We start from the raw sequence: 20,369 nt of genomic DNA on the forward strand, positions 1-20,369 counted from the left end.
GTCCGATGCTGCTGATCAAGAAGAAGCTGCTCAACGCCGCGGTCGACATCGCGGTCGAGCAGTTGCTCAACCAGCTCGCGCCGATGGCGATCGAGCCGCTCGCCGAGCAGCTGCCCGCGGTGATCGACGCCATTCTCGACGCACCGATGGTCGAGGCCGCGGCGGGCGATTCCGACGAGTTCTACGCCGACCTCGAAGCGCTCGAGCAGGCGCAGTCCGACATGAAGGTGCACGGCGCCGACATCCAGACGATCACGTCGACGTTCTTCGCCGAGTTCTCGGCGCTCGACTTCGGAGGGGACGACTGATGAGCGCCATCAAGCCGATCATCCGCGAGCTCAAGCAGGCCGCGCTCAAGGGCGGTGTCCACGCCCGCGATCGACTGCACCAGCTGACCGACAACATGAACGGTCACCTCGACAACGTGGTGAGGCAGGTCAGGGACACCGACCGGTTCGACAACACGATCGACGTGAGCCTGAAGCGCTTCCGGCGCAACCGGAACCACGACTCCGCCGAGTACAACCGGCAGTACGACGAGCAGATGGACACGCTGCAGTCGATGACGGCGGCCGACTGGCTGCGCAACCGCATCGACTACCTCGAGAACGGTCGGACGAGCGACTCGCTGCGCGCGCAGCAGAACGCTCGCGACGACGCGCTGCAGGACAAGATCGCGGAACTCGTCGAGAACGACATGGACTACGACGAGGCGACGCAGGTCGCCGAGCAGTGGTTGTCGTCGCAGGCCGCGCTGCACCGGCTCGACGGCATCGCGGGCGGCGACGTGACCGACATCTCCCGCGTGGGAGACGCGCGGGTCAACTCGTCGCTGGGATCCCAGTGGCGGTCGCGCGTGGGCGACATCGATGCGGCCGTGATCGCCTTCGTCAACGCCAACCCCGGGGTCAACCTCCACGACGTCAACATCAACGTCATCCTCCGATAGGTTGTGGAACATGGTTGAGATCGCTGACTTCGTCCCGCACGCGCCGGTTCCCGCGGAGATCGTCGAGGAGTATCGAGGGCGTGTCCCCGACGAGCTCATCGAGGTGTGGGAGCGCTACGGATACGGAACGTTCGCCCAGGGATTCCTGCGGATCATCGACCCGAAGCTGTACGAGGCCGAAGTGGGTGACTGCATCGGCAAGACGCAGGGCGACGGCATCGCGATCCCGATCATGGTCACCGGTCTGGGCGACCTGATCACCTGGGAGCCGAGTCGCCCGGGCGTCACCGGCATCCTGTACCGCCTCGGCGACACGACCGGGCTCGGCAGCCTGAAGTCGTTCCTCACGCTGACGCGCGCGGGGGGAGCGAAGCACCTGTCGCGCACGCTGCACTGGGACCTCTTCCCCGAGGCGGTCGCGATGCACGGCGAGCTGCCGTACGACCAGTCGTTCATCTTCGTGCCCCTCCTGTCGCTCGGCGGCGAGGCGAAAGCGGAGAATCTGCACAAGCGCGAGACCATCGCGTCGATCCAGGTGGCCGTCGACCTGCAGGGCGTCATCGGGCACTGACGCACGCGCGGGCCCGTCTCCATGGCAGGATGTCTGCCAGGGGGTCTTTACGGTGACTGAGGTGAATCCTGCGGCGGAGCCTGCGAGCGTCGATTCCGGGCGTGCGGGCCCCGCAGCGCCGCTCCGCGTCGAGTTCGCCGGCGAATGGCACGATCTGCCCGCCGACCGGCCCTTCATCATCGGGCGCGAAGGCGATCTCGAGATCGACGACAACCCGTACCTGCACCGGCACTTCCTCGAGCTGCAGTACCGCGACGGCCTCTGGTGGCTCGCGAACATCGGCGTGCGCCTCGCCGCCACCGTGTCGAGCGCCGGCGGCGCCGTGCAGTCGTGGCTCTCGCCGGGCGCACGCATGCCGCTGGTCTTCGAGCGGAACGTGATCGTGTTCACCGCCGGGCCGTTCACCTACGAGCTCAGCCTGCACACCGAGCAGGCACCCTACGAGGTGTCGCGGCAGGTGGAGATGTCGATGAGCGGCGAGACCACGGTCATGCCGGCCAGCTTCACGCCGCTGCAGAAGCAGCTCATGGTGGCGCTCGCCGAGCCGATGCTGCGCCGGGAGGGCGTCAGCATGAACGAGCTGCCCTCGTCGAGCGCCGCGGCGAAGCGACTCGGGTGGACGATGAGCAAGTTCAACCGCAAGCTCGACAACGTCTGCGACAAGCTCGATCGCATGGGTGTGCAGGGTCTGCGCGGAGGTGCCGGGAACCTGGCGACCAACCGTCGTGCACGACTCGTCGAATACGCCGTGACGTCGCAGGTGGTCACCCGCGCCGATCTGCCGCTGCTCGACGACGAGGCACTACGGGATCAGAGCGACCCCGACGGCGACTGAGCGCACCTCCCGTTCCGCAGCAGGTCGCAGCGCGGTCAGCGGGCCGCGTCGGCCAAGTGCCGTGCGTCGTGCTTCAGGACCTTCACGATGACGCCATGACGGCGCAGCTCGGCGGCGGTGCGAGCGCCCTCCTCGGCATCGCGGCCGAGCGCGTTGATGTTCGCCACGACCAGCACGTCGCCCACGGTGAGCGTCGCGATGAGGCGACCGAGGCGATCGCTCCAGCTCTCCAGGATGTCGGGCGCCGGGTGGCGGAAGCCCTCGATGGGTACGCCGAAACGGGTCAGGTCCTCGCGCTGCTCTGCGACCGACGGCATCCCCTCCCGGGCGACCACCAGGCCGACGAGCCGTGAGCCCACCGGGCGGGCGAGCCACCAGTCGCGGTTCTGCTGCAGCTCGGTGAAGCACTTCGGGCATTCGGCCGCCGCGTGCGGCAGGTGCAGCGGACTGGTGACGGCCTCATCGACCGACGGCGCCGCCCTCGTCGGGTCCATCGTCTCGCTCATCGCGCACCTCCGGCATCCATTCTGCCCTGATCCGCGCCCGAACGGTGACCGCGCTACAGCACCCCGAGCGATCGCACGGCCTCGCGCTCCTCCCGGAGCTCGGCCACCGACGCGTCCACCCGTTCGCGTGCCCATCCGGAGAGCTCGAGGCCCTCGACGATCCGCCATTCGCCGTCGATCGATTCGACCGGGAACGACGACACGAGTCCCTCCGGAACGCCGTACTCGCCGTGCGAGACGACGCCGGCCGACGTCCAGTCGTCGGTGCCGCGCACCCAGTCGCGCACATGATCGATCGTCGCGTTCGCGGCGGATGCCACCGACGATGAACCGCGCACCCGGATGATCTCGGCTCCGCGCTGGGCGACGCGAGGGATGAACGTCTCGTCGAGCCACGAGGGCACGTCGCCCACGATCTGCTCCAGCGCCTCGCCGACCGGTCGGCCGGCGACGGTGGCGTGAGAGATGTCGGGGAACTGCGTCGCGGAGTGGTTGCCCCAGATCGGCACGCGCCGCACCGTGTCGACGGGCGTGCCCAGCGTCAGGGCGAGCTGGGCCCTCGCACGGTTCTCGTCGAGACGGGTGAGCGCCGTGAACCGCTCGGCCGGGACGCCGTCGGCGGATGCCGCCGCGATCAGGGCGTTCGTGTTCGCCGGGTTCCCGACGACCGTGACCCGCACGCCGGATGCCGCGTTCGCCGCGATGGCCGCACCCTGAGGGCCGAAGATGCCGGCGTTGGCGGCCAGCAGATCGGCGCGTTCCATGCCGGGACCCCGCGGTCGGGCGCCCACGAGGAGGGCCAGATCGCACCCGTCGAAGCCCACGGCGGGGTCGTCGGTGACCTCGACGTGCTGCAGAAGGCCGAACGCCCCATCCTGCAGCTCGAGCGCCGCGCCCTCGGCCGCGGCGAGACCCTGCGGGATCTCCAGCAGCCGAAGCCGCACCTTCTCCTCCGGTCCGAGGAGGTCGCCGGCCGCGATGCGGAACAGGAGCGCGTAGCCGATCTGCCCGCCCGCGCCGGTGATGGTGATCGTCGTCGTCATGACCCGAGCCTACGTCGGCCGAGCGGCCCGTGGCGCGGAGTACCCTCGACCCATGACGTTCAATCCCGACGCCGACATCTCCGGCAATCGCACCCGTCGACGCGGACGCAACGCCGCCATCGCCGGCGGCGGCGCCGTGGGCGTGCTCGGCATCATCGCGCTGATCGCCGGACCGCTCCTCGGCATCGACCTGTCCGGACTGCTGGGGGGAGGCGGTGCGCCCGGCGGCGGGACGGAGCCCGCGGGCGGCTCGATCATCGAGAACTGCGACACGGGGCAGGACGCCAATGCCGACGTCGACTGCCGGATGGCCGGCGCCCAGGTCGCTCTCGACGCGTTCTGGGAGGAGCACGTGCAGGGGTACGCGCCGCCGCAGCTCATCGTCGTCGACGGCGCGACGAACACCCAGTGCGGCACGGCATCCAACGCCGTCGGACCGTTCTACTGCCCGCCCGAGCAGGGCGTCTACATCGACCCGACGTTCTTCCAGCTCATGCAGCAGCAGTTCGGAGCATCCGCCGGCAACCTCGCCCAGTTGTACATCGTCGGCCACGAGTGGGGCCACCACATCCAGAACATCGTCGGCGACATGGAGCGGTATCCGAACAACGGGACGGGGCCGGGCAGCAACGGGGTGCGCATGGAGCTGCAGGCCGACTGCTATGCCGGCGCCTGGATCGGACGGATGACCGAGCAGGAGGACGCCGACGGCGACCCCTACCTGATCGCCCCCACCGAAGCCGAGATCCGGGATGCGCTGAACGCGGCATCGACGGTCGGCGACGATCACATCCAGGAGCAGTCGTCGGGGTCGGTGAATCCCGAGAGCTGGACCCACGGATCCAGTGAATCGCGGCAGCGCTGGTTCGCCGAGGGCTACCAGAACGGCCTCGACGTGTGCGCGCAGACCTTCACGCTCGACGAGGGCGACCTCTGACGCGGGCCGGACTCAGGCGCGGAGCGCGCGCAGCAGGGTCGCGATCAGACCGAGCGTGCCGCCGTCGGCACGGTGCCGGGTGAGACCCTCGCTCACGGCGGCGCCGGTCCGCGACGACACGAACCAGGGCGGCGTCGGCAGGATCGTGCCCCGCGACGACCCCCGGGAGAGCGGATGCCGGAGCGACCCGCCGATCCACCGCGGGAACGGACGGAAGGGCCCGCGGACCACGGACCGCTCGACCCGGTCGAGGAGCAGGGCGTTGTGCACGACGCCGATGCCGCTGCCGACGTCGCCGAGCGTGCCGCCGGGGAAGGCGCCCCAGGTGAGCGTCGGGGTGATGAACCCGAACGCGGTCCAGGCGTTGACCGCGATCGAGCCGTAGCGCAGACCGGTGAGCGCCCGCTCGAATCCGGCGCCCAGCGCCGTCTCGGTCTCGGGGTCGATCAGCACATTGGCGCCGAGGGTGCCCTGGAGCGTGTCGTTCGCGTGCGCCACGGCCGCGTCGAGGAACGCCTGTCCGTTCCCCGGCAGGGCGACCACGCCCAGCACGGGGGAGAAGTACTCGGTGCTCTGCAGCGCCGCGGCGTCATCGTCGGCACCCAGCTCGACGAGCAGCCGGTCGCCCAGGACCAGGGCGTCGGGGTAGGAGTCGGTCGCGCGATGCATGCGAGCGGAGGCGCCCGGATACCAGATCGGACGCTCGGGGGCCTGGGCGTAGGCGCGGCGGAGAGCGGCGCGGAAGGCGTCGGCCTGCTCCCAATCGGACGACAGGATGACGACCTGGCCGGCGATGCAGTTGTGGCCGGCGTTCTGCAGTCGCATCGTCGCGACGTGCGCGGCCTGGTAGGCGAGGTCGGCGTCGCTCCACCGGCCGGGCACGACGATGATCGGCGACACCCCGCCCAGCTCGGCGGTGATGGGCTTCTTCAGCCGCGGTCGGCCTTCGCGTCGCCGCCGGGTGGTCGCCGCGGCACCGGGGCCGGTCGACGGCCCCCACACGATCGCGTCGAACGTCGCCGCCGAGCCGGTGATGTGCACGTGCGCGATCCGCGGGTGGGAGGTCAGGTAGGCGCCGACGGCCGGTCCGCCGCGCGTGATGCGCAGGAGACCGGGCTGGATGAGCGGCGCGAGAGCGCGCTTGAACACCGGGACGAGCGCATCCTGCGTGGGATTGACCTTCAGCAGTGCCGTGCGATTGTGGGCCAGGAGCTCGTACAGCACATCGAGGACGGGGATCGCCGTGACGTTGCCGGCGCCCAGGACCAGTCCCACTCCGCCGGACTCCCGCGGCGTGCGCTGCGCGAGGCCGGCGGCGGCGCGGGCGGCGTTGGGCGTGACGCCGGGCTCGAGCCACACCTCGCCCGTGAAGCCCGACAGCAGGAAGCGGTCGATGCCCGTCAGCGGGAACGCGTGCACGCGGGTGCGACCGCCCGGTGCGCGGCTCAGCCGCACGCCGTCGAGCGGATTCGCGCCCCGAGCGAGTCGCGACAGCGTCTCGATGTACGCGTCGAGGGCGCCGAGCACGCTGTACGGTCCGCTCAGCCACTCCTCACCACGCAGCGGATGCCGCCCGTCGAGGCCCTTCGAGGCGGCGGCGGTGACGGCCCAGTCCTCCGCCGCGGCGGCCACGCTCGTGCGCACGGCGCGCAGCAGCGTGACCCGCTGGGCGACCGTGAGAGCCGACCACGTCCGCGTGCCCGCCTGCAGCGCGTCGACGGCGAGGTCGAGCCGCTCCCGCTCGCCGTCGCCGAGTTCGGCGGCCGGGGGTGTCGACCGACGCTCCTCGGGAGCGGACGGCGGGGCGGAGGGCGTGGTCGCAGAGGTCATCGGCGTCTCCTTCGGGCGGGATCTCAGCTTAGGCGTCGGCCGGGGCGGGGTCGTCGATGTCGGCGCGGCGCAGCCGATAGCGGCCGAGGGTCGCCAGGCTGGCCGCCATCAGCAGGGCGGGCAGGATGCTGAAGCTCAGCACGATGCCCGTGACGGCGGCCGCGGGCTGGGCGACCGTGGTGCCGGAGACGGTCGAGATGTAGCCGGTCGCCGCGAGGGTCGTCGCCACGGCCGTGGCGCCCAGGGCGAAGCCGACCGTCTCTCCGGCGGTCCAGATGCCGGTGAACGTGCCCGCCTGGCCGCGGCCGCTGTGGCGCTCATCATGGGAGATGACATCGGGCAGCATCGCCATGGGCAGCGACTGCAGGCCCGCATAAGCGACGCCCGCCGCCGCGACCGACGCGTAGATCCACGCGCCGGGCGCCCACACCGCGATCGTGATCGTGGCCGCCGCGGCCGCGAAGAGCACGCTCGCCACGCGGAAGGCGCTCTCCTTGCCGGTGCGGCGTGCGATCGCCGTCCACACGGGGGTCGCGATCAGCGCGGGGCCGACGAGGGCGACGAACACCAGGGTCACGGCATCCTCGGAGCGCAGCACCCACGTTGCGACGTACTGTGCGCCGGCGAGCATGGTTCCGGTCGCCAGAGCCTGCAGGAGGAAGGTGCCCAGCAGGGCGCGGAACGGCTGGCTGCGCCGCAGGGCGCGGAACCCCGACAGGTATTGATGGCGCCATCCGGAATCGACCTGGGTCCCTGACCCTCCCGCCTGGGTCCCTGAGCCTCCCGCCTGGGTCCCTGACCCTCCCGCCTGGGTGCCTGACTCTCCCGCCTGGGTCCCTGACTCTCCCGCCTGGGTCCCTGACCCTCCCGCCTGGGCCCCTGAGCCTGTCGAAGGGGCCGTCCGCGCGGCGATGAGCATGCCGATGCCGATCACGACGCCCGCAACGACGCCCATCACGAGGTAGCCCGTGGCCGGATCCGCTCCGGCACGACGGAGGGCGGGACCGCCGGCTCCGAAGAGCAGGATCGCCGCGGTGAGCACGACGACCCGCCAGCCCAGCAGCCGGGTCCGTTCGTCGTAGCTGCCGGTCAGCTCCGCCGGCAGGGCGACGTAGGGCACCTGGAAGAGGCTGAACGCGGTGGCCGTCGCGAGGAAGGCCAGCAGCACGCACAGAGCCCCGCCGATCACGCCCCACGACGGGGGCACCGCGAAGGTGAGGGCGAAGCACACCGGAAGGGTGAGAGCCCCGGTGACCATGAGGCCGCGCCGTGAGCCGGTGCGCGCCAGCTGCCGGTCGGATGCGGCGCCGATCAGCGGATCGACGACGACGTCCCAGATCTTGGCGGCGGTGACGATGAGGCCCGCCGCCAGGGCGGCCACCCCGAGATGATCGGTCAGGAAGTACGTCAGCACCAGCCCGGGGAGGGTGGCGTAGCCGCCCGTCCCCACCGAGCCGACGGCGTACAGCGCGATCGTGCGCGGGGACAGACGGACGGATGCCCGTTCGGGTCGAGCCTCGGTGCTCATCGCGCCAGTGTACCGGCGCGCCTGAGGGGTCAGATCAGCGCGAGCTCACGGAGTTTCGCCTCGACGTCGGCGTTCGAGGGCTCGACGTGGTGCGACGCATCGGGATACAGCACCACGGGGATGTTCATGCGGCCCGAGATCTCCTTGGCGACGTCGGCCGCGGCGGGGTCGGCCTCCAGGTCGACGTAGGTGTAGGCGACGCCCAGCTCGTCGAGCTGCTTCTTGGTGCGGCGGCAGTCGCTGCACCATTCGGCGCCGAACATCGTGATCGTGTCAGAGGCAGGAGTGGTCATGCATCCAGCCTACGTCCGCTCGGAACAGCGGACGCGGGAGCGCATCCTCCCGAGCGGGCCGCCTCCTCGCGCCGGGACGTCACGACCCGCGACCGTCATCGGCCTCGGCCGGGAGCTCTTCCGAGGGCACGATGACGACGTCCTGCACCTTCCAGTCGAGCGCGGCCACTCCCTCCGCCGTCGTGGTCAGATCGTGCACCTTCACCTTGCGCGTGCGCGGCACCACGAACGCCTCGATGTGGAAGACCTGCCCCTGGTCGCGCATGCGCACCGCGGCATCCGAGATCCACGGCCGTTCGCGCAGGTAGGCGACGATCTCGGCGGCGAGGGCGTGGGGCTTCTTGTTGTCGTACGTGCGCGCCCGCTGATCCATCAGGTCGACGATGGCCGCCCGGGTGTTGCGGAAGCCGTCCCAGATGATGCCGAGGGAGATGAACAGCGCTGCCGCCCCGTCGAGCCACCATAGTCCGACGCCGACACCCAGCACGCCGACGATCGATGCGACCGTGGTCTGCCAGTCGGCCTTCGCCATGTCGGCGTCGGCCGAGAGGAGCTTGTTGTGCAGCACGGGCGCGAGCTTCGCCTTCGCCGGGCCGTAGAAGAACACCGGCCCCACGATGACGACGGCCATCACGGCCACCATCAGCCAGCCCAGCCAGATGGTCTGCCCGAACAGCACGACGGTGCCGATCGTCGGATGCTCGCCGGCGATGAGCCCGGTCACCGCCTCGACGGCGAGGTTGAGTCCCACGGCGAGGAGGGCGACACCCGCCACGAGGTGGCCGACCCCCATCGCCCGGTGCAGGCCGTAGGGGTGGGTGACGGTCGGGCGCCGCCGCACGAAGAGGAGGGCGACGAGGAAGGCGAACTGCGGGATGAGCGACAGCATGTCCTCGATCCACGCGGTGCGCATCGCCTGCGAGTTGCCCACCACCAGGGCGATCACGGCGATCGTGACCGAGGTGTAGACGATCGTGAAGACCTCCCACCGCACCGCCCGCCGGATGGCGCGCGCCTGTTCGGGCGGAAGCGTCGTGCGTCCGAACTGGTTCGGGGCCTTCATCGGGCCACCTCCCGGTCGAGGAAGGACTCGAGCGCCGAGAGGAACGCGTTCTCGCCCAGAGGCACGAGCATCACGATCTCCCGGCCGTCTGCACCGTCGATCCCGGTGTATCCCCGGCTGACGCCGGCGCGGTCGAGCCACGGGGTGTCGGCGGTGATGCCGCCGGCGATGAGGTCGAGGTCGCCGGCTTCGAGCCGGGTCACGAGGGTCTCCTCGGATGCCACGGTCCAGGTCGGCTGCGCATCGATGCTGTCGGCGAAGTCGTCGACGAGGTCGACGATGCTGCCCCGCGGCTCGCCGTCGACCACCTCGACGAGTCCCGCATCGGCAGACGTCCCGACCCGCAGCTCACCGCCCGTGACGCTCTGCAGCGTTCCGTCCGGATCGGCCGGGACGGTGACCCCGCATCCGGTCAGGGCGATGACGGCGACGACGCCGACGGCGAGGCCTGCCTGCCGGACGAGGGGGCGGAAGCGGCGAGCGGAAAGGTGCACCGCCCCAGCGTCTCGTCTTCGCAGATCGGACGCAAGCGCGCTCCGCGAGGCGACGGGATCAGCCGTTGGACAGGCTCAGCGGCGGCACCGCGGCCGGAGCCCCGGCGCCGGCGGTGATGGCGTCGAGTGCTCGACGCAGCGACGAGCTGGAGGTGTGCGCGGTGTAGGGGAAGTAGACGACCTCGACGCCGACCTCGGCGAACTCGCGCTCCAGCCGCAGCCCCTTCTCGGTGCCGCGCCAGTCGTCGCCCTTGAAGAAGTGGGTGAAGCCCACGTCGCGCCACGAGTCCATCTTCGACGGCGTCGTCTCGACGTAGACGTCGTCGACGAACGAGATGTGCTTCACGATCTCGGCGCGCTCCGCGGTCGGGATGACGGGCTCGATGCCCTTCACCTGGCGCAGCATCTCGTCGCTGACCACGCCGGCGATCAGGATGTCGCACTGCTGCTTGGCGTGACGAAGAAGGTTCAGATGTCCGACGTGGAACAGGTCGTATGCACCAACGGCGTAGCCGATACGCGTCGCCATGATCTCCCCAGATCAGTAGTCCCCAGAAGCGGATCCCCATCCGCCGCGCGACTCCCACAGCCGCGAATGCCGAGTCTAGCAGAATCGGTTTCCCCGCCCATAGGAACCCGTGCGACGATGTACTGCGCAGACGACGGGCAGGCGGAGGGGGAGCACGTGGCGGCAGCTGTCACGGTGATCGTGCCCACCTTCAACGAGCGCGACAACGTGTCGGAGCTCGTCGCCCGCACCGCCGCCGCGCTCGCCGGCCGCGAAGCCGAGATCCTGTTCGTCGACGACAGCGATGACGGCACCGCGGCCGAGGTCGAGCGGGTCGCGGCCGACGCGCCGATCCCGGTGCGGGTCATCCACCGCACCGAGAACGGCGGAGGACTCGGCGGAGCCGTCGTGGTCGGGCTGGGCGCCGCGGCATCCGACGTCTGCATCGTCATGGACGGCGACCTGCAGCATCCCCCCGAGCTGCTCCCCGCCCTCCTCGACCGCCACGCGGCGGGAGACGCCGACGTGGTGGCCGCCTCACGTTACATCGGCGGCGGCGACACGAGCGGCCTCGGCACCGCGGTGCGGTTCGGCGTATCGCGCTCGGCGACCTGGCTCACCCGGGCGATGTTCCCGATCCGCCTCGCGCGCAGCACCGATCCGATGACCGGATTCTTCCTCGTCGACCGCAGCCGCCTCGACCTCGCCGCGCTCAGACCGCAGGGCTTCAAGATCCTGCTCGAGATCCTCGCGCGCAACGACGTGCGCATCGCCGAGGTGCCGATGGAGTTCGCCGAGCGCCGGCACGGCAGCTCCAAGGCGAGCCTGCGACAGGGCGCGACCTTCCTCGCCCACCTCGCGCGACTGCGCTTCGGCAAGATGTCGCTATTCGCCCTGATCGGCATCATCGGCGCCGCCGCGAACCTCGGCATCATGTGGGCGCTCACCACGGCGGGAGTCCCCTACGTGTGGGCGGCGATCATCGGAGCCGAGGTCACCATCGTCGGCAACTTCCTGCTGCAGGAGCGGTTCGTGTTCGCCGACATGCGGACCGACGCCCGCGCACTCGGCGTCCGCTTCGCCACCTCGTTCGCGTTCAACAACGTCGAGGCGGCGCTGCGCATCCCCGTCATGGCGCTCATGGTCGAGACGTGGCACATCTCGAGCGTGCTCGCCACCGCCCTCTCGCTCATCGTCGCCTTCTTCGCCCGGTTCCTGTTCCACTCGCTCGTCGTGTACGCGCCGCGGCGACGGCGGAAGACGGATGCCGGCGGCGAACCCCCCGTCGACACCGCGGCCCAGCGCGTGATCCGCGCGATCGACGTCGAGGTGATGAAGCCGGGGGAGCTGTAGGGAGCGGGCGGCTCGACCGCCGTCCGCTGGCCGGCGCGGGAAAGGCGCTACACTGGCCCGGTCCATTGGGGAGACCGGGACGGCACTGCCGTCTTGAAACACATAAGGGGAGTACTGTGGCAAAACGCGCCTTGGTGACGGGGATCACGGGCCAGGACGGCTCGTATCTCGCGGAGCTGCTGCTGAGCAAGGGGTACGAGGTGCACGGCGTCATCCGCCGGGCTTCGACCTTCAACACCGTCCGGATCGATCATCTGTATCAGGACCCGCACGACCCGGACGCGCGCCTGTTCCTCCACTACGGCGATCTCAGCGACGGCGCGCGTCTCGTGACGCTCCTGTCGAGCATCCAGCCCGACGAGGTCTACAACCTCGCCGCGCAGTCGCACGTGCGGGTGTCGTTCGACGAGCCCGAGCACACCGCCGACACCACAGGCACCGGCTCGATCCGACTTCTGGAGGCCGTGCGCCAGTCGGGCATCCAGACCCGGTTCTACCAGGCGTCGTCCTCGGAGCTGTACGGTGCGACGCCGCCGCCGCAGAACGAGGAGTCGCCCTTCTACCCGCGGTCGCCGTATGCCGCCGCGAAGCTCTACAGCTACTGGATCACGAAGAACTACCGCGAGGCCTACGGCCTCTTCGCGGTGAACGGCATCCTCTTCAACCACGAGTCGCCGCGACGCGGCGAGACGTTCGTGACCCGTAAGATCACCCGCGCCGTCGCGGCGATCAAAGCCGGTCGCCAGGACCACCTCTACATGGGGAACCTCGACGCCGTCCGCGACTGGGGCTACGCCCCCGACTACGTCGAAGGCATGTGGCGGATGCTGCAGGTCGACGAGCCCGACGACTTCGTGCTCGCCACGGGTGTCGCCCGCACGGTCCGCGACTTCCTGCAGACCGCATTCGAGCACGCCGGCCTCGACTGGGAGGAGCACGTGCGGTTCGACGAGCGCTACCTGCGCCCCACCGAGGTCGACGCGCTCATCGGCGACCCGTCGAAGGCGCGCGAGAAGCTGGGCTGGTCGGCGACCGTGATGCCCGACGACCTGGCCCGGTTGATGGTCGACGCCGACATCGAGGCGCTCGAGAACGCCGGCACGCCGTGGATCGACACCGTCGCCACGCCCGCCTGGACCGCGTGACGCGATGAGCGCCGAGATGAACGAGCGCTCGTCGGCTCCGATCGATCGGTCGGGCCGGATCTATGTGGCCGGCCACCGCGGGATGGTGGGAAGCGCCGTCTGGCGGGCGCTCGAGCGGAACGGGTTCGAGGACATCGTCGGACGGACCTCGTCGGAACTCGACCTGCGCGATCGCGACGCCACCTTCGAATGGTTCCGCAGCAGTCGACCGCGCTACGTGGTCCTCGCGGCGGCGAAGGTGGGCGGCATCGTCGCCAACAGCACGGCTCCGGTGCAGTTCCTGAGCGAGAACCTGCAGATCCAGGTCAACGTCATGGATGCGGCGCTCGAGGCGGGCGTCGAGAAGCTGCTCTTCCTCGGGTCGTCCTGCATCTATCCGAAGTTCGCCCCGCAGCCGATCCCGGAGGACTCGCTGCTGACCGGCCACCTCGAGCCGACCAACGATGCCTACGCGATCGCGAAGATCGCCGGCATCCTGCAGGTTCAGTCGGTCCGGCGGCAATACGGTCTTCCCTGGATCTCGGCGATGCCGACGAACCTCTACGGTCCGGGCGACAACTTCTCGCCCACGGGGTCGCACGTGCTGCCGGCCCTGCTGCGCCGGTACGACGAGGCTCGCCGCAACGGTTCGCCGTTCGTGGAGAACTGGGGCACGGGAACGCCGCGACGGGAGTTCCTCCACGTCGACGACATGGCGGAGGCGAGCCTGCATCTGCTCGACGTCTACGACGGCCCGCAGCAGGTGAACGTCGGGACCGGGGTCGACGAGACCATCGCCGAGATCGCCTCTCACGTGGCCGAGGTCACCGGATACGAGGGCGAGACCCGCTGGGACACGAGCAAGCCCGACGGCACTCCGCAGAAGCTGCTCGACATCTCGAAGATCCGAGCACTCGGCTGGGAGCCGAGCATCGGCCTCCGCGAGGGACTGGCCTCGACGTTCGCGTGGTACCGCGACCACGTCGGCGAGCTGCGCAACGCCTGACGACGAGCGGGGGAGCCGATCCGGCAAGGAGCGGCTCCCCTTCTCTCACAGTCGCAGCCAGCCCTCGGGGATGAGGTCCGACGCGTCGCTGTGCTGGTCGGCGAACCACGAGCGCGGTGCGATCACCGGATGCTGCGGCGTGCTCGGCTCGCCCAGCCACCCTCCCCACCAGCTGAAGCTGCTGTTCGCCGTGATGCGAGCGGCGCATGCGCTCATCAGCGCGATCTGGCCGCCGTCGTCGGTCGTCGCCTCCGGAGGGCAGACGGTGTCGCCCGGACGCGCGAGGTGGGCCGCCACCCACTCGGGATCGTCGCTGAACCAGATGCGTCGCGAGTGGCCGAGCTCGTCGGTCAGGGCGAGAGCCTCGTCGTAGTACTTCTGGTCGAGCACTCCGTGCTTCGCCGTCGCATCCGGGTTGGTCAGGTAGTCGCCGCGGCGCACGTGGACGGCGACGCTGGTCGGGTCTCGCCTCAGCTCCTCGGCGAGGTCGGCGCCGGAGGGAGTGAGCATTCCGGCGAGGTGGGCCGAGACCCGCACCCGCACGTCGTCCGCCACGGCATCGAAGTACCGCGGCGATTGGAAGTACCCCTGCAGGTACGAGCGGCCCGACAGTCGTTCGCGCACCGTGCGGTCGAAACCCGAGTGCACCTGCGGGACGAACCGGAGGGTCGACGTGTCGGTGAGCATCTTCCGTCGCGTGGCCAGCGCGAGGATCAGACCGGTCGGCCGCGCGAGGAACTCGTCCGGGCGGATCAGGCCGCCGAGCGCATACGGGCGCTCGCCGCGCAGCCGCACGCGGTCGAAGACCACCGTCCGGCCCTCAGCTGCGAGGGCGTGCGCGAACGCCCACTCGAAGAGCTGGTTGCCGAGACCGCCCTGCAGTGTCAGCACGATGTCGTTCCCGCGCGGAATCCATGTCATGTCGTCGTCCCCTCGTTCGCCCCTGCAGCGCCTTCATCGTCCGGAGTGCGGCGCGCCATCGCCCGGAGCGCCCGCAGCGACACTCGGCGCCGCGGTGCGGCGACGATGCGCTGAGCGAGCTCCGCGACGGCCGTGCTGGCCGACGCGGCTCCGGCCTCGGCATCGAAGTGCACCGAGCCGGGGTCGGCGAGGGTGCGATCGAGCGTCCGGCGCAGATCCTTCTCGTCGCGCACGACGATGCAGCGCTCACGGGCGGCCATGAAGTCGCCGAAGGCGGACTGGTGGTCGTCCACGACCTCTCCGAGCGCCGGATCGCGCGGAACGACGATCGGACGGACGCCGGCCGCGTTCGCGTCGGCGATGGTTCCCGGCCCCACCTGCGAGACGACGATGTCCGCCGCGCCGTAGTGAGCCGTGAGCTCATCGCCCGTCATCATGTGATGGTTGACCCCCACCGTCGAGGCGGGGGACGAGCCGTGCTGGACGACGAGATCGACGTCGGGGTGCTCCTGCGCCCAGCGGTCGACCCAGCCGATCAGCCGCCCGAACGGATGATGGTCGGTGCCGACCGAGACGAAGAGCCGCACGCTCACAGCGTCGCCCCGACCACGACCGAACCGGGGTACAGGCGCTGCTGCTCGGGCCACTGCACGGCGAAGGCGTCGACGGTGGGGTACACCATCCTGCCGGTCATCGTGCGGGTGTCGATGCGGTCGATCACCTCGATGTAGAGACTCCGGATGCCTTTCGCCCGCGCGAGCCAGAAGAACGGGACGGCCACGCCGGCGCCGGTGGAGACGACGAGGTCGGGCGCCGAGCGGGCCAGGACCTTCCGGGCGAGGAAGAGGTTGCGGACGGCGTTGGGGATGTTCCGCGTCGTGGGCGAGTAGGCGAACGTCACATCCTCGCCCTCGAGCGAGGCGTGGGCGTGCGGGTGATCGAACGTGACCCACTGCCGGTCGTGCTCCTGCCACCACGGCCGCAGCGCGAGGAGTTGCGTCAGGTGACCGCCGGTGGAGACGACGAAGAGGATCTTCAGCCGGCGGTGAGCGCGCGCGTTCGGGAGCATGATCACCCCAGTATGCCCGGTGGCGGCCTCCTGCTCGCAACGCGCCCTGCGACCGGATCCGGCTGCATGCTACGATGTGGCGGTGTCGCCTGGGGAGGCGTCACACATCGCGGGGTCGTTCGACGCCGCGCTTTCTGGGGAATCGGGGAATTCGTCATGGGCGAGCCGTCTTGGGCTGAACCATCGGTGTCCGTCGTCATCGCCACCCGAGGTCGGGGTGAGCTGCTCCGTCGCGCTGTGCGATCGATCGTCGCGCAGCAGTACGGCGGCGCTCTCGAGATCGTGGTCGTGTACGACCAGACCGAGATCGACGAGCTCGACGATCTGCGCTCGGAGGGCATCGGTGCGGTGCGGCTCACCACGATCGCCAACACCCGCACCCCCGGGCTCGCGGGCGGCCGCAACACGGGCATCGCGGCGGCGCAGGGCGAGTGGATCGCCTTCTGCGACGACGACGACGAGTGGACCGTCGGAAAGCTGCGTGCCCAGGCGGAAGCGTGGGCGCAGCATCCGGATGCCGTCGGAATGTCGTCGGGCGTCGAGATCGTGACGCTGTCGGGCAGCGTCACCCGCATCCCGCCCACGGTGACCACCCGCGACGACTTCCTCGCCTCGAGGGTCAGCGACATCCATCCCTCGTCCTTCCTCTTCCGTCGGTCGGATCTGCAGGACCTGCCCGGCGGTGTCGACGAGGAGATCCCCTCGTCGTACGCCGAGGATTACGACGTTCTGCTGCGGATGACCGAGCGGGGTCCGATCGTGAGTGTTCCCGAACCCCTCGTCATCGTCCACTGGGATCGGGACTCCTACTTCGCGGGGCGCTGGATCCCGATGGCCGAGGGCCTCGGATTCCTCCTCGGCAAGCACAGCGACCTGCTCCTGCACGACGGGAACGCCGCGCGCATGTGCGGCCAGGTGGCCTTCGCCTATGCGGCCGGAGGTGACAAGGCGCAGGCGCGCACGTGGGCGCGCCGTGCCCGCGGGCACCGTCTGACCGAGCCTCGTGCGCTGCTGACCTGGATCGTCCTGACGGGTCTGCTCACGCCGAAGACGATCATCGCCATCCTCAACAAGCGCGGCAAGGGCATCTGACGACGAAGGGCTCCGCTCGTGGGGAGCAGAGCCCTTCGCGGGATCAGGCGCGCGGAGCGCGCATCACTTCCGGGTGTTCACGTAGGGGTCGAGACCGATCTTCGCGAAGGCCGAGAGCATGCCCGGTCCGTTGTCGAGCTGCAGCTGACACTGCTGGCCCGTGCTCAAGGTTCCGCCCGAGTTGAATCGGACGAGAGCCTTGATGTTGGGGTACTTTTTCAGCGTCGCCGGGATGTCGGCGTACCACTTCGTCGACCGTGCGGGGTTCGCCGAGTCGAACGACGTGCCGTACTCCGACAGGATCTGCGGCTTGTTGCCGAGGCCCTGGCTGACGAAGAAGTTGTACGGCGACGAGACCTCCTGCTCGAAGGTGCTCCATCCGCTGCCGTTGCACGTGTAGAAGTTGTACGGGTCGTATCCCACCCAGTCGACGTACTTGTCGCCCGGGTACCCGGCCATGATGTGCTTGTCGTTGCCGGCACCGAGGTAGCCGGTCGACACCCACAGCCAGGTCACGTTCGTGACGCCCTTGGCGGCGAAACGGTCGTGGATGCGCTGGTACGCCTTCACGTAGTCGGCGATGGGGCCCTTCTTCTTCTGGTTGTCGAACTCGGGGTCGAACGCGATCATCACGTTCTCGCCGTAGGCCTTCACCCGGTCGGCGGCCGAGTCGATGAACGAGTCCTTCGAGCCGTTCGCGATCTGCGCCCACGGAATGTCCTGACCGGTCGTCGCGACACGCGCCTGCCAGGCGAACAGCAGAGTGCGGTCGCGGCCCAGGGCCTGCTCGTGGGAGTCGGGGAAGAGTCCCTGATGCTGGTGCGTCGAGAAGTCGTGGTAGCGCAGGGAGATGTCGAACGGACGCCCGAGCTTGGCCTCGAGATCCGTCACGGCAGAGGTGAGGTTGGCGCCCTGCGTGGTGTAGATGCCCCAGAGGGCACCGCATGCCGGAGCGAGCTCACCCTGCGCGCCGCAGGCGGCGGGGTTCGGTGCCGGTACCGGTGCCGGAGCGGGTGCCGGTGCCGGAGCGGGTGCCGGTGCCGGAGCGGGTGCCGGTGCCGGAGCGGGTGCGGGGGCCGGTGCGGGTGCGGGGGCCGACTTCTGAGTCGCGACGATGCCGGCGTCGAATCCGATGCTCGGAGTCGCCCGCCAGTTGAGATGCGTCGATGCGCTCACGACGTTGGAGCCGGCCTTGAGCACGCCGGCGGGGATCGTGAACTGCACCAGCTTCTTCGCGATCGTGGCGTTGGGCGCCTTGTTCGCATAGGTGGTCGCGGAGATCTTGCCCGCGGGCAGGTTCGTGCGTCCGACCTCGACCCCGTTGACGAAGACGACGACACCGTCGTCGGCCATCACGGAGATCTTCGCGTTCGTGAGCGTGGACGGGTCCTTCACGGTGAACGCCTTGCGGAACTGGATGCTCAGCGGATCGCGGGCCAGGGAGCCCGAGTACGTGAGCTTCGTCGTGGCATTGGCGCCACGGCCGAGGGGGGCCGTGCCGCTCCGCCAGCCGGAGTCGGCGAACGCGGCGGTGTTCCAGCCGGACGGCCAGGTTCCGGTGTACTGCCACTTCCACTGGCTCTTCAGGGGAACGAGAGTCACGGACGTGGACTGAGCGGGTGCGGCGGCGGGGACCGACGCGGTGGGAGCGGAGCCGGATGGCGCTGCGACCGCGGGGCTCGAACCCGCGATGACCGCGACGACGAGCGCAGCGGCGGTGGTGATGATGGTCAGTAGGCGGAGGGGTCGGATTCGGGACTTGTGTTCACTTGCGTGGACAGCCAAGAGGATTACTCCTTGATTTGGGGCATACGGTTGTCGCGCCCGCCATGCCGGCGCCCCCTCCAGAGCGCAGTCGATCGCCTGGGCTGCAGACGATCAAAAGGGAGCAAATCATACTCTGATGCGTATTGCAAACACCCGGACACGGCCTCTGTCTCATAACGATGCGATAAATTCCGCGTGAACGGCGGTTTCCAGGAGGTGTCCGGGAAGGGCTTGTAGGATGTGAGGGCCGTGTGCATGGGGAGCGGCATCACACGATTCTGGTGGGGGATAAATGGCTGCGCAGTGGACACTCGACGACCTGTACCGACGGGTCATGCAGTCGTGGTTCGTGCTGGTCGGCACGATCCTCGCCTTCATGCTCGCCGGTGCTGCCATCTTCGCGGTCTTCCCTCAGACGTACACGGCGCAGGCCCAGCACACGGTCGAACCGATCAGCGTGCTCTCGTCGGGCTCGAGCTTCAACACGGTCAACATGGAGACCGAGCGGGTCGTGGCGACGTCGACCGCCGTCCTGCAGCGCGCGTCCGACACCCTGGGCGACGTGTCGGTGTCGACGCTGCGCGACGCGACCGTCATCGAGGTTCCGCGCAACTCGCAGGTGCTCATGTTCCAGGTCACGGCGAGCAGCGGCACCAAGGCGGCCGCGTGGGCCAACGCGCTCGCCGAGGCGTACGGCGAGCAGCGCACGGCCAACGCTCGGACGGTCCTCGAGCAGACCAGCGCCGAGCTCGACGACGCCATCCAGAAGCTTCAGGACCTGCTCATCACCCAGCAGGAGGGCAGCAACACGCGCGCGGCGACGCAGCTGCAGCTCCAGGCGCTCCTCGACCAGCAGGCGCGCCTGACCTCGACGCCGCTGTTCTCCGGCATCCTCGTGACGCCGGCCGACATCCCCGGCAGCTCGAACCGGCCGTCGATCGTGGTCTTCATCGCGGCCGGTCTGTTCCTCGGCATGCTCCTCGGAGGCATCGCCGCCCTTCTGACATCGCGATTCCGCACTCACCGCGCCGAGGATCGGGCTGCGGAGGACGCGGCGAGCTCGGGCGGCGAGCCGGATCACGACGAGCCTGCCGGTGAGAAGCCGCTCGCGGCGGCACCCGTCGAGGAGGGGCCGCACGCGGACGCGCCCTCTGACGAGGAGCCCCGCGCGGCGGCACTTCCCGAGCAGGAGCCGCACGACGACGAGCCCGTCGACGAGGCTCTCGACGCCGACGAGCCGCACGCCGACGAGCCCGTCGACGAGGCTCTCGGTGACGACGAGCCGCACGACGACGAGCCCGCGCTCGACGATGTGACGGCGGGACCGATCGACGACGAGCCCGAGCGTGTGCCCGATTCGTCCGATCCCGGTTCGTCCGATCCCGACGAGTCGGATCCCGACGAGGACGACGACGGGGACGACGCAGCGTGGGAGGGCGAGCGCGCTCCCGTCAAGGGCGGCGCGGTCACCTGACGCAGC

General features: G+C 69.8%; 21 protein-coding genes and 1 pseudogene. 10 read left to right on the forward strand and 12 right to left on the reverse strand.

Annotated elements, in window-relative coordinates; all coding sequences use genetic code 11:
- The 4 genes and pseudogenes from AB3M90_RS00005 to AB3M90_RS00020 all read left to right on the forward strand — a co-directional run.
- A pseudogene (locus tag AB3M90_RS00005) lies at positions 1–308 on the forward strand (hypothetical protein); the annotation flags it as partial.
- On the forward strand, positions 308–949 hold the full coding sequence (locus AB3M90_RS00010; protein WP_412949165.1) for a polymorphic toxin type 15 domain-containing protein: 642 nt from the start codon (positions 308–310) through the stop codon (positions 947–949). The pseudogene AB3M90_RS00005 and the gene AB3M90_RS00010, both read left to right, overlap by 1 nt.
- Before the next feature lie 10 nt (positions 950–959).
- Entirely contained in the window at positions 960–1,520 is a 561-nt protein-coding gene (locus AB3M90_RS00015; protein WP_412949166.1) for a GAD-like domain-containing protein, read from the forward strand.
- 61 nt (positions 1,521–1,581) lie between these two features.
- Entirely contained in the window at positions 1,582–2,355 is a 774-nt protein-coding gene (locus tag AB3M90_RS00020; RefSeq protein WP_412949167.1) for an FHA domain-containing protein, read from the forward strand.
- 35 nt (positions 2,356–2,390) lie between these two features.
- On the opposite strand, the gene AB3M90_RS00025 is transcribed toward AB3M90_RS00020, so the two are convergent.
- Both AB3M90_RS00025 and AB3M90_RS00030 read right to left on the reverse strand, forming a co-directional pair.
- Positions 2,391–2,861 (reverse strand): recombinase family protein, encoded by a 471-nt coding sequence (locus AB3M90_RS00025; RefSeq protein WP_412949168.1) that lies wholly within the window; start codon positions 2,859–2,861, stop codon positions 2,391–2,393.
- A gap of 53 nt (positions 2,862–2,914) precedes the next feature.
- Positions 2,915–3,904, reverse strand: coding sequence for a malate dehydrogenase (locus AB3M90_RS00030; protein ID WP_412949169.1), 990 nt, complete (start codon positions 3,902–3,904; stop codon positions 2,915–2,917).
- Positions 3,905–3,956: 52 nt separating this feature from the next.
- Between AB3M90_RS00030 and ypfJ the strand changes: the two genes are divergently transcribed.
- Positions 3,957–4,841 (forward strand): KPN_02809 family neutral zinc metallopeptidase, encoded by an 885-nt coding sequence (gene ypfJ / locus AB3M90_RS00035; RefSeq protein ID WP_412949171.1) that lies wholly within the window; start codon positions 3,957–3,959, stop codon positions 4,839–4,841.
- A 12-nt stretch (positions 4,842–4,853) separates the two neighbouring features.
- On the opposite strand, the gene AB3M90_RS00040 is transcribed toward ypfJ, so the two are convergent.
- From AB3M90_RS00040 to AB3M90_RS00065, 6 genes are all read right to left on the reverse strand, one after another.
- Positions 4,854–6,671: an aldehyde dehydrogenase family protein gene (locus AB3M90_RS00040; RefSeq protein WP_412949173.1), complete on the reverse strand. Its 1,818-nt coding sequence runs from the start codon at positions 6,669–6,671 to the stop codon at positions 4,854–4,856.
- A 28-nt stretch (positions 6,672–6,699) separates the two neighbouring features.
- Positions 6,700–8,199 (reverse strand): MFS transporter, encoded by a 1,500-nt coding sequence (locus tag AB3M90_RS00045; protein ID WP_412949175.1) that lies wholly within the window; start codon positions 8,197–8,199, stop codon positions 6,700–6,702.
- A 29-nt stretch (positions 8,200–8,228) separates the two neighbouring features.
- Positions 8,229–8,492: a glutaredoxin family protein gene (locus tag AB3M90_RS00050; RefSeq protein ID WP_412949177.1), complete on the reverse strand. Its 264-nt coding sequence runs from the start codon at positions 8,490–8,492 to the stop codon at positions 8,229–8,231.
- Between the two features lie 79 nt (positions 8,493–8,571).
- Entirely contained in the window at positions 8,572–9,555 is a 984-nt protein-coding gene (locus tag AB3M90_RS00055; RefSeq protein ID WP_412949179.1) for a cation efflux transmembrane domain-containing protein, read from the reverse strand.
- Positions 9,552–10,049 (reverse strand): transporter substrate-binding domain-containing protein, encoded by a 498-nt coding sequence (locus tag AB3M90_RS00060; RefSeq protein ID WP_412949181.1) that lies wholly within the window; start codon positions 10,047–10,049, stop codon positions 9,552–9,554. The genes AB3M90_RS00055 and AB3M90_RS00060 overlap by 4 nt, the downstream gene beginning before the upstream one ends.
- A gap of 58 nt (positions 10,050–10,107) precedes the next feature.
- Positions 10,108–10,578, reverse strand: a complete 471-nt coding sequence (locus AB3M90_RS00065) for an FAD synthase family protein (RefSeq protein WP_412949182.1) — start codon at positions 10,576–10,578, stop codon at positions 10,108–10,110.
- A gap of 117 nt (positions 10,579–10,695) precedes the next feature.
- Here AB3M90_RS00065 and AB3M90_RS00070 point away from each other — a divergent pair, with 117 nt between their 5' ends.
- The 3 genes from AB3M90_RS00070 (at position 10,696) to AB3M90_RS00080 (ending at position 14,040) form a co-directional block, all read left to right on the forward strand.
- The gene (locus tag AB3M90_RS00070; RefSeq protein WP_412949184.1) at positions 10,696–11,910 is read left to right on the forward strand and encodes a glycosyltransferase; all 1,215 of its coding nucleotides are present in this window, start codon (positions 10,696–10,698) and stop codon (positions 11,908–11,910) included.
- A 116-nt stretch (positions 11,911–12,026) separates the two neighbouring features.
- A complete protein-coding gene (gene gmd, locus AB3M90_RS00075) occupies positions 12,027–13,055 on the forward strand; it encodes a GDP-mannose 4,6-dehydratase (protein WP_412949185.1) in 1,029 nt (342 codons plus the stop codon).
- Between the two features lie 4 nt (positions 13,056–13,059).
- Positions 13,060–14,040 carry a GDP-L-fucose synthase family protein gene (locus AB3M90_RS00080; RefSeq protein WP_412949186.1) on the forward strand — a complete coding sequence of 327 codons (981 nt, stop codon included), beginning with the start codon at positions 13,060–13,062 and terminating at the stop codon, positions 14,038–14,040.
- Positions 14,041–14,085: 45 nt separating this feature from the next.
- Here the strand turns inward: AB3M90_RS00080 and AB3M90_RS00085 are convergent, their stop codons facing one another.
- From AB3M90_RS00085 to pssD, 3 genes are read right to left on the reverse strand one after another with little or no spacing between them, the layout of a single operon-like run.
- Positions 14,086–14,961, reverse strand: coding sequence for an alpha-1,2-fucosyltransferase (locus AB3M90_RS00085; RefSeq protein ID WP_412949188.1), 876 nt, complete (start codon positions 14,959–14,961; stop codon positions 14,086–14,088).
- Positions 14,958–15,554 carry a glycosyltransferase gene (locus AB3M90_RS00090; protein WP_412949189.1) on the reverse strand — a complete coding sequence of 199 codons (597 nt, stop codon included), beginning with the start codon at positions 15,552–15,554 and terminating at the stop codon, positions 14,958–14,960. Before AB3M90_RS00090 ends, AB3M90_RS00085 begins: the two co-directional genes overlap by 4 nt.
- The gene (pssD, locus tag AB3M90_RS00095; RefSeq protein ID WP_412949190.1) at positions 15,551–16,030 is read right to left on the reverse strand and encodes a PssD/Cps14F family polysaccharide biosynthesis glycosyltransferase; all 480 of its coding nucleotides are present in this window, start codon (positions 16,028–16,030) and stop codon (positions 15,551–15,553) included. The genes AB3M90_RS00090 and pssD overlap by 4 nt, the downstream gene beginning before the upstream one ends.
- 156 nt (positions 16,031–16,186) lie before the next feature.
- On the opposite strand from pssD, the gene AB3M90_RS00100 reads away from it, so the two are divergent.
- A complete protein-coding gene (locus AB3M90_RS00100) occupies positions 16,187–17,122 on the forward strand; it encodes a glycosyltransferase family 2 protein (protein WP_412949192.1) in 936 nt (311 codons plus the stop codon).
- Positions 17,123–17,185: 63 nt separating this feature from the next.
- On the opposite strand, the gene AB3M90_RS00105 is transcribed toward AB3M90_RS00100, so the two are convergent.
- Positions 17,186–18,724, reverse strand: a complete 1,539-nt coding sequence (locus AB3M90_RS00105) for a glycoside hydrolase family 26 protein (protein WP_412949194.1) — start codon at positions 18,722–18,724, stop codon at positions 17,186–17,188.
- A 457-nt stretch (positions 18,725–19,181) separates the two neighbouring features.
- Here AB3M90_RS00105 and AB3M90_RS00110 point away from each other — a divergent pair, with 457 nt between their 5' ends.
- Positions 19,182–20,363, forward strand: a complete 1,182-nt coding sequence (locus AB3M90_RS00110; RefSeq protein ID WP_412949195.1) for a Wzz/FepE/Etk N-terminal domain-containing protein — start codon at positions 19,182–19,184, stop codon at positions 20,361–20,363.
- Positions 20,364–20,369 lie beyond the last annotated feature (6 nt).

The organism is Microbacterium martis, from assembly GCF_047246685.1.
In the GTDB taxonomy this organism is placed as follows: Bacteria; Actinomycetota; Actinomycetes; order Actinomycetales; family Microbacteriaceae; genus Microbacterium.

Excerpts from the sequence above, each read along its gene's own strand:
- AB3M90_RS00010 (WP_412949165.1), top strand. The coding sequence starts at position 308 with ATGAGCGCCATCAAGCCGATCATCCGCGAGCTCAAGCAGGCCGCGCTC.
- AB3M90_RS00015 (WP_412949166.1), top strand. The coding sequence starts at position 960 with ATGGTTGAGATCGCTGACTTCGTCCCGCACGCGCCGGTTCCCGCGGAG.
- AB3M90_RS00025 (WP_412949168.1), bottom strand. The coding sequence starts at position 2,861 with ATGAGCGAGACGATGGACCCGACGAGGGCGGCGCCGTCGGTCGATGAG.
- AB3M90_RS00030 (WP_412949169.1), bottom strand. The coding sequence starts at position 3,904 with ATGACGACGACGATCACCATCACCGGCGCGGGCGGGCAGATCGGCTAC.
- ypfJ (WP_412949171.1), top strand. The coding sequence starts at position 3,957 with ATGACGTTCAATCCCGACGCCGACATCTCCGGCAATCGCACCCGTCGA.
- AB3M90_RS00040 (WP_412949173.1), bottom strand. The coding sequence starts at position 6,671 with ATGACCTCTGCGACCACGCCCTCCGCCCCGCCGTCCGCTCCCGAGGAG.
- AB3M90_RS00045 (WP_412949175.1), bottom strand. The coding sequence starts at position 8,199 with ATGAGCACCGAGGCTCGACCCGAACGGGCATCCGTCCGTCTGTCCCCG.
- AB3M90_RS00050 (WP_412949177.1), bottom strand. The coding sequence starts at position 8,492 with ATGACCACTCCTGCCTCTGACACGATCACGATGTTCGGCGCCGAATGG.
- AB3M90_RS00055 (WP_412949179.1), bottom strand. The coding sequence starts at position 9,555 with ATGAAGGCCCCGAACCAGTTCGGACGCACGACGCTTCCGCCCGAACAG.
- AB3M90_RS00065 (WP_412949182.1), bottom strand. The coding sequence starts at position 10,578 with ATGGCGACGCGTATCGGCTACGCCGTTGGTGCATACGACCTGTTCCAC.
- AB3M90_RS00070 (WP_412949184.1), top strand. The coding sequence starts at position 10,696 with ATGTACTGCGCAGACGACGGGCAGGCGGAGGGGGAGCACGTGGCGGCA.
- AB3M90_RS00080 (WP_412949186.1), top strand. The coding sequence starts at position 13,060 with ATGAGCGCCGAGATGAACGAGCGCTCGTCGGCTCCGATCGATCGGTCG.
- AB3M90_RS00085 (WP_412949188.1), bottom strand. The coding sequence starts at position 14,961 with ATGACATGGATTCCGCGCGGGAACGACATCGTGCTGACACTGCAGGGC.
- pssD (WP_412949190.1), bottom strand. The coding sequence starts at position 16,030 with ATGCTCCCGAACGCGCGCGCTCACCGCCGGCTGAAGATCCTCTTCGTC.
- AB3M90_RS00100 (WP_412949192.1), top strand. The coding sequence starts at position 16,187 with ATGGGCGAGCCGTCTTGGGCTGAACCATCGGTGTCCGTCGTCATCGCC.
- AB3M90_RS00110 (WP_412949195.1), top strand. The coding sequence starts at position 19,182 with ATGGCTGCGCAGTGGACACTCGACGACCTGTACCGACGGGTCATGCAG.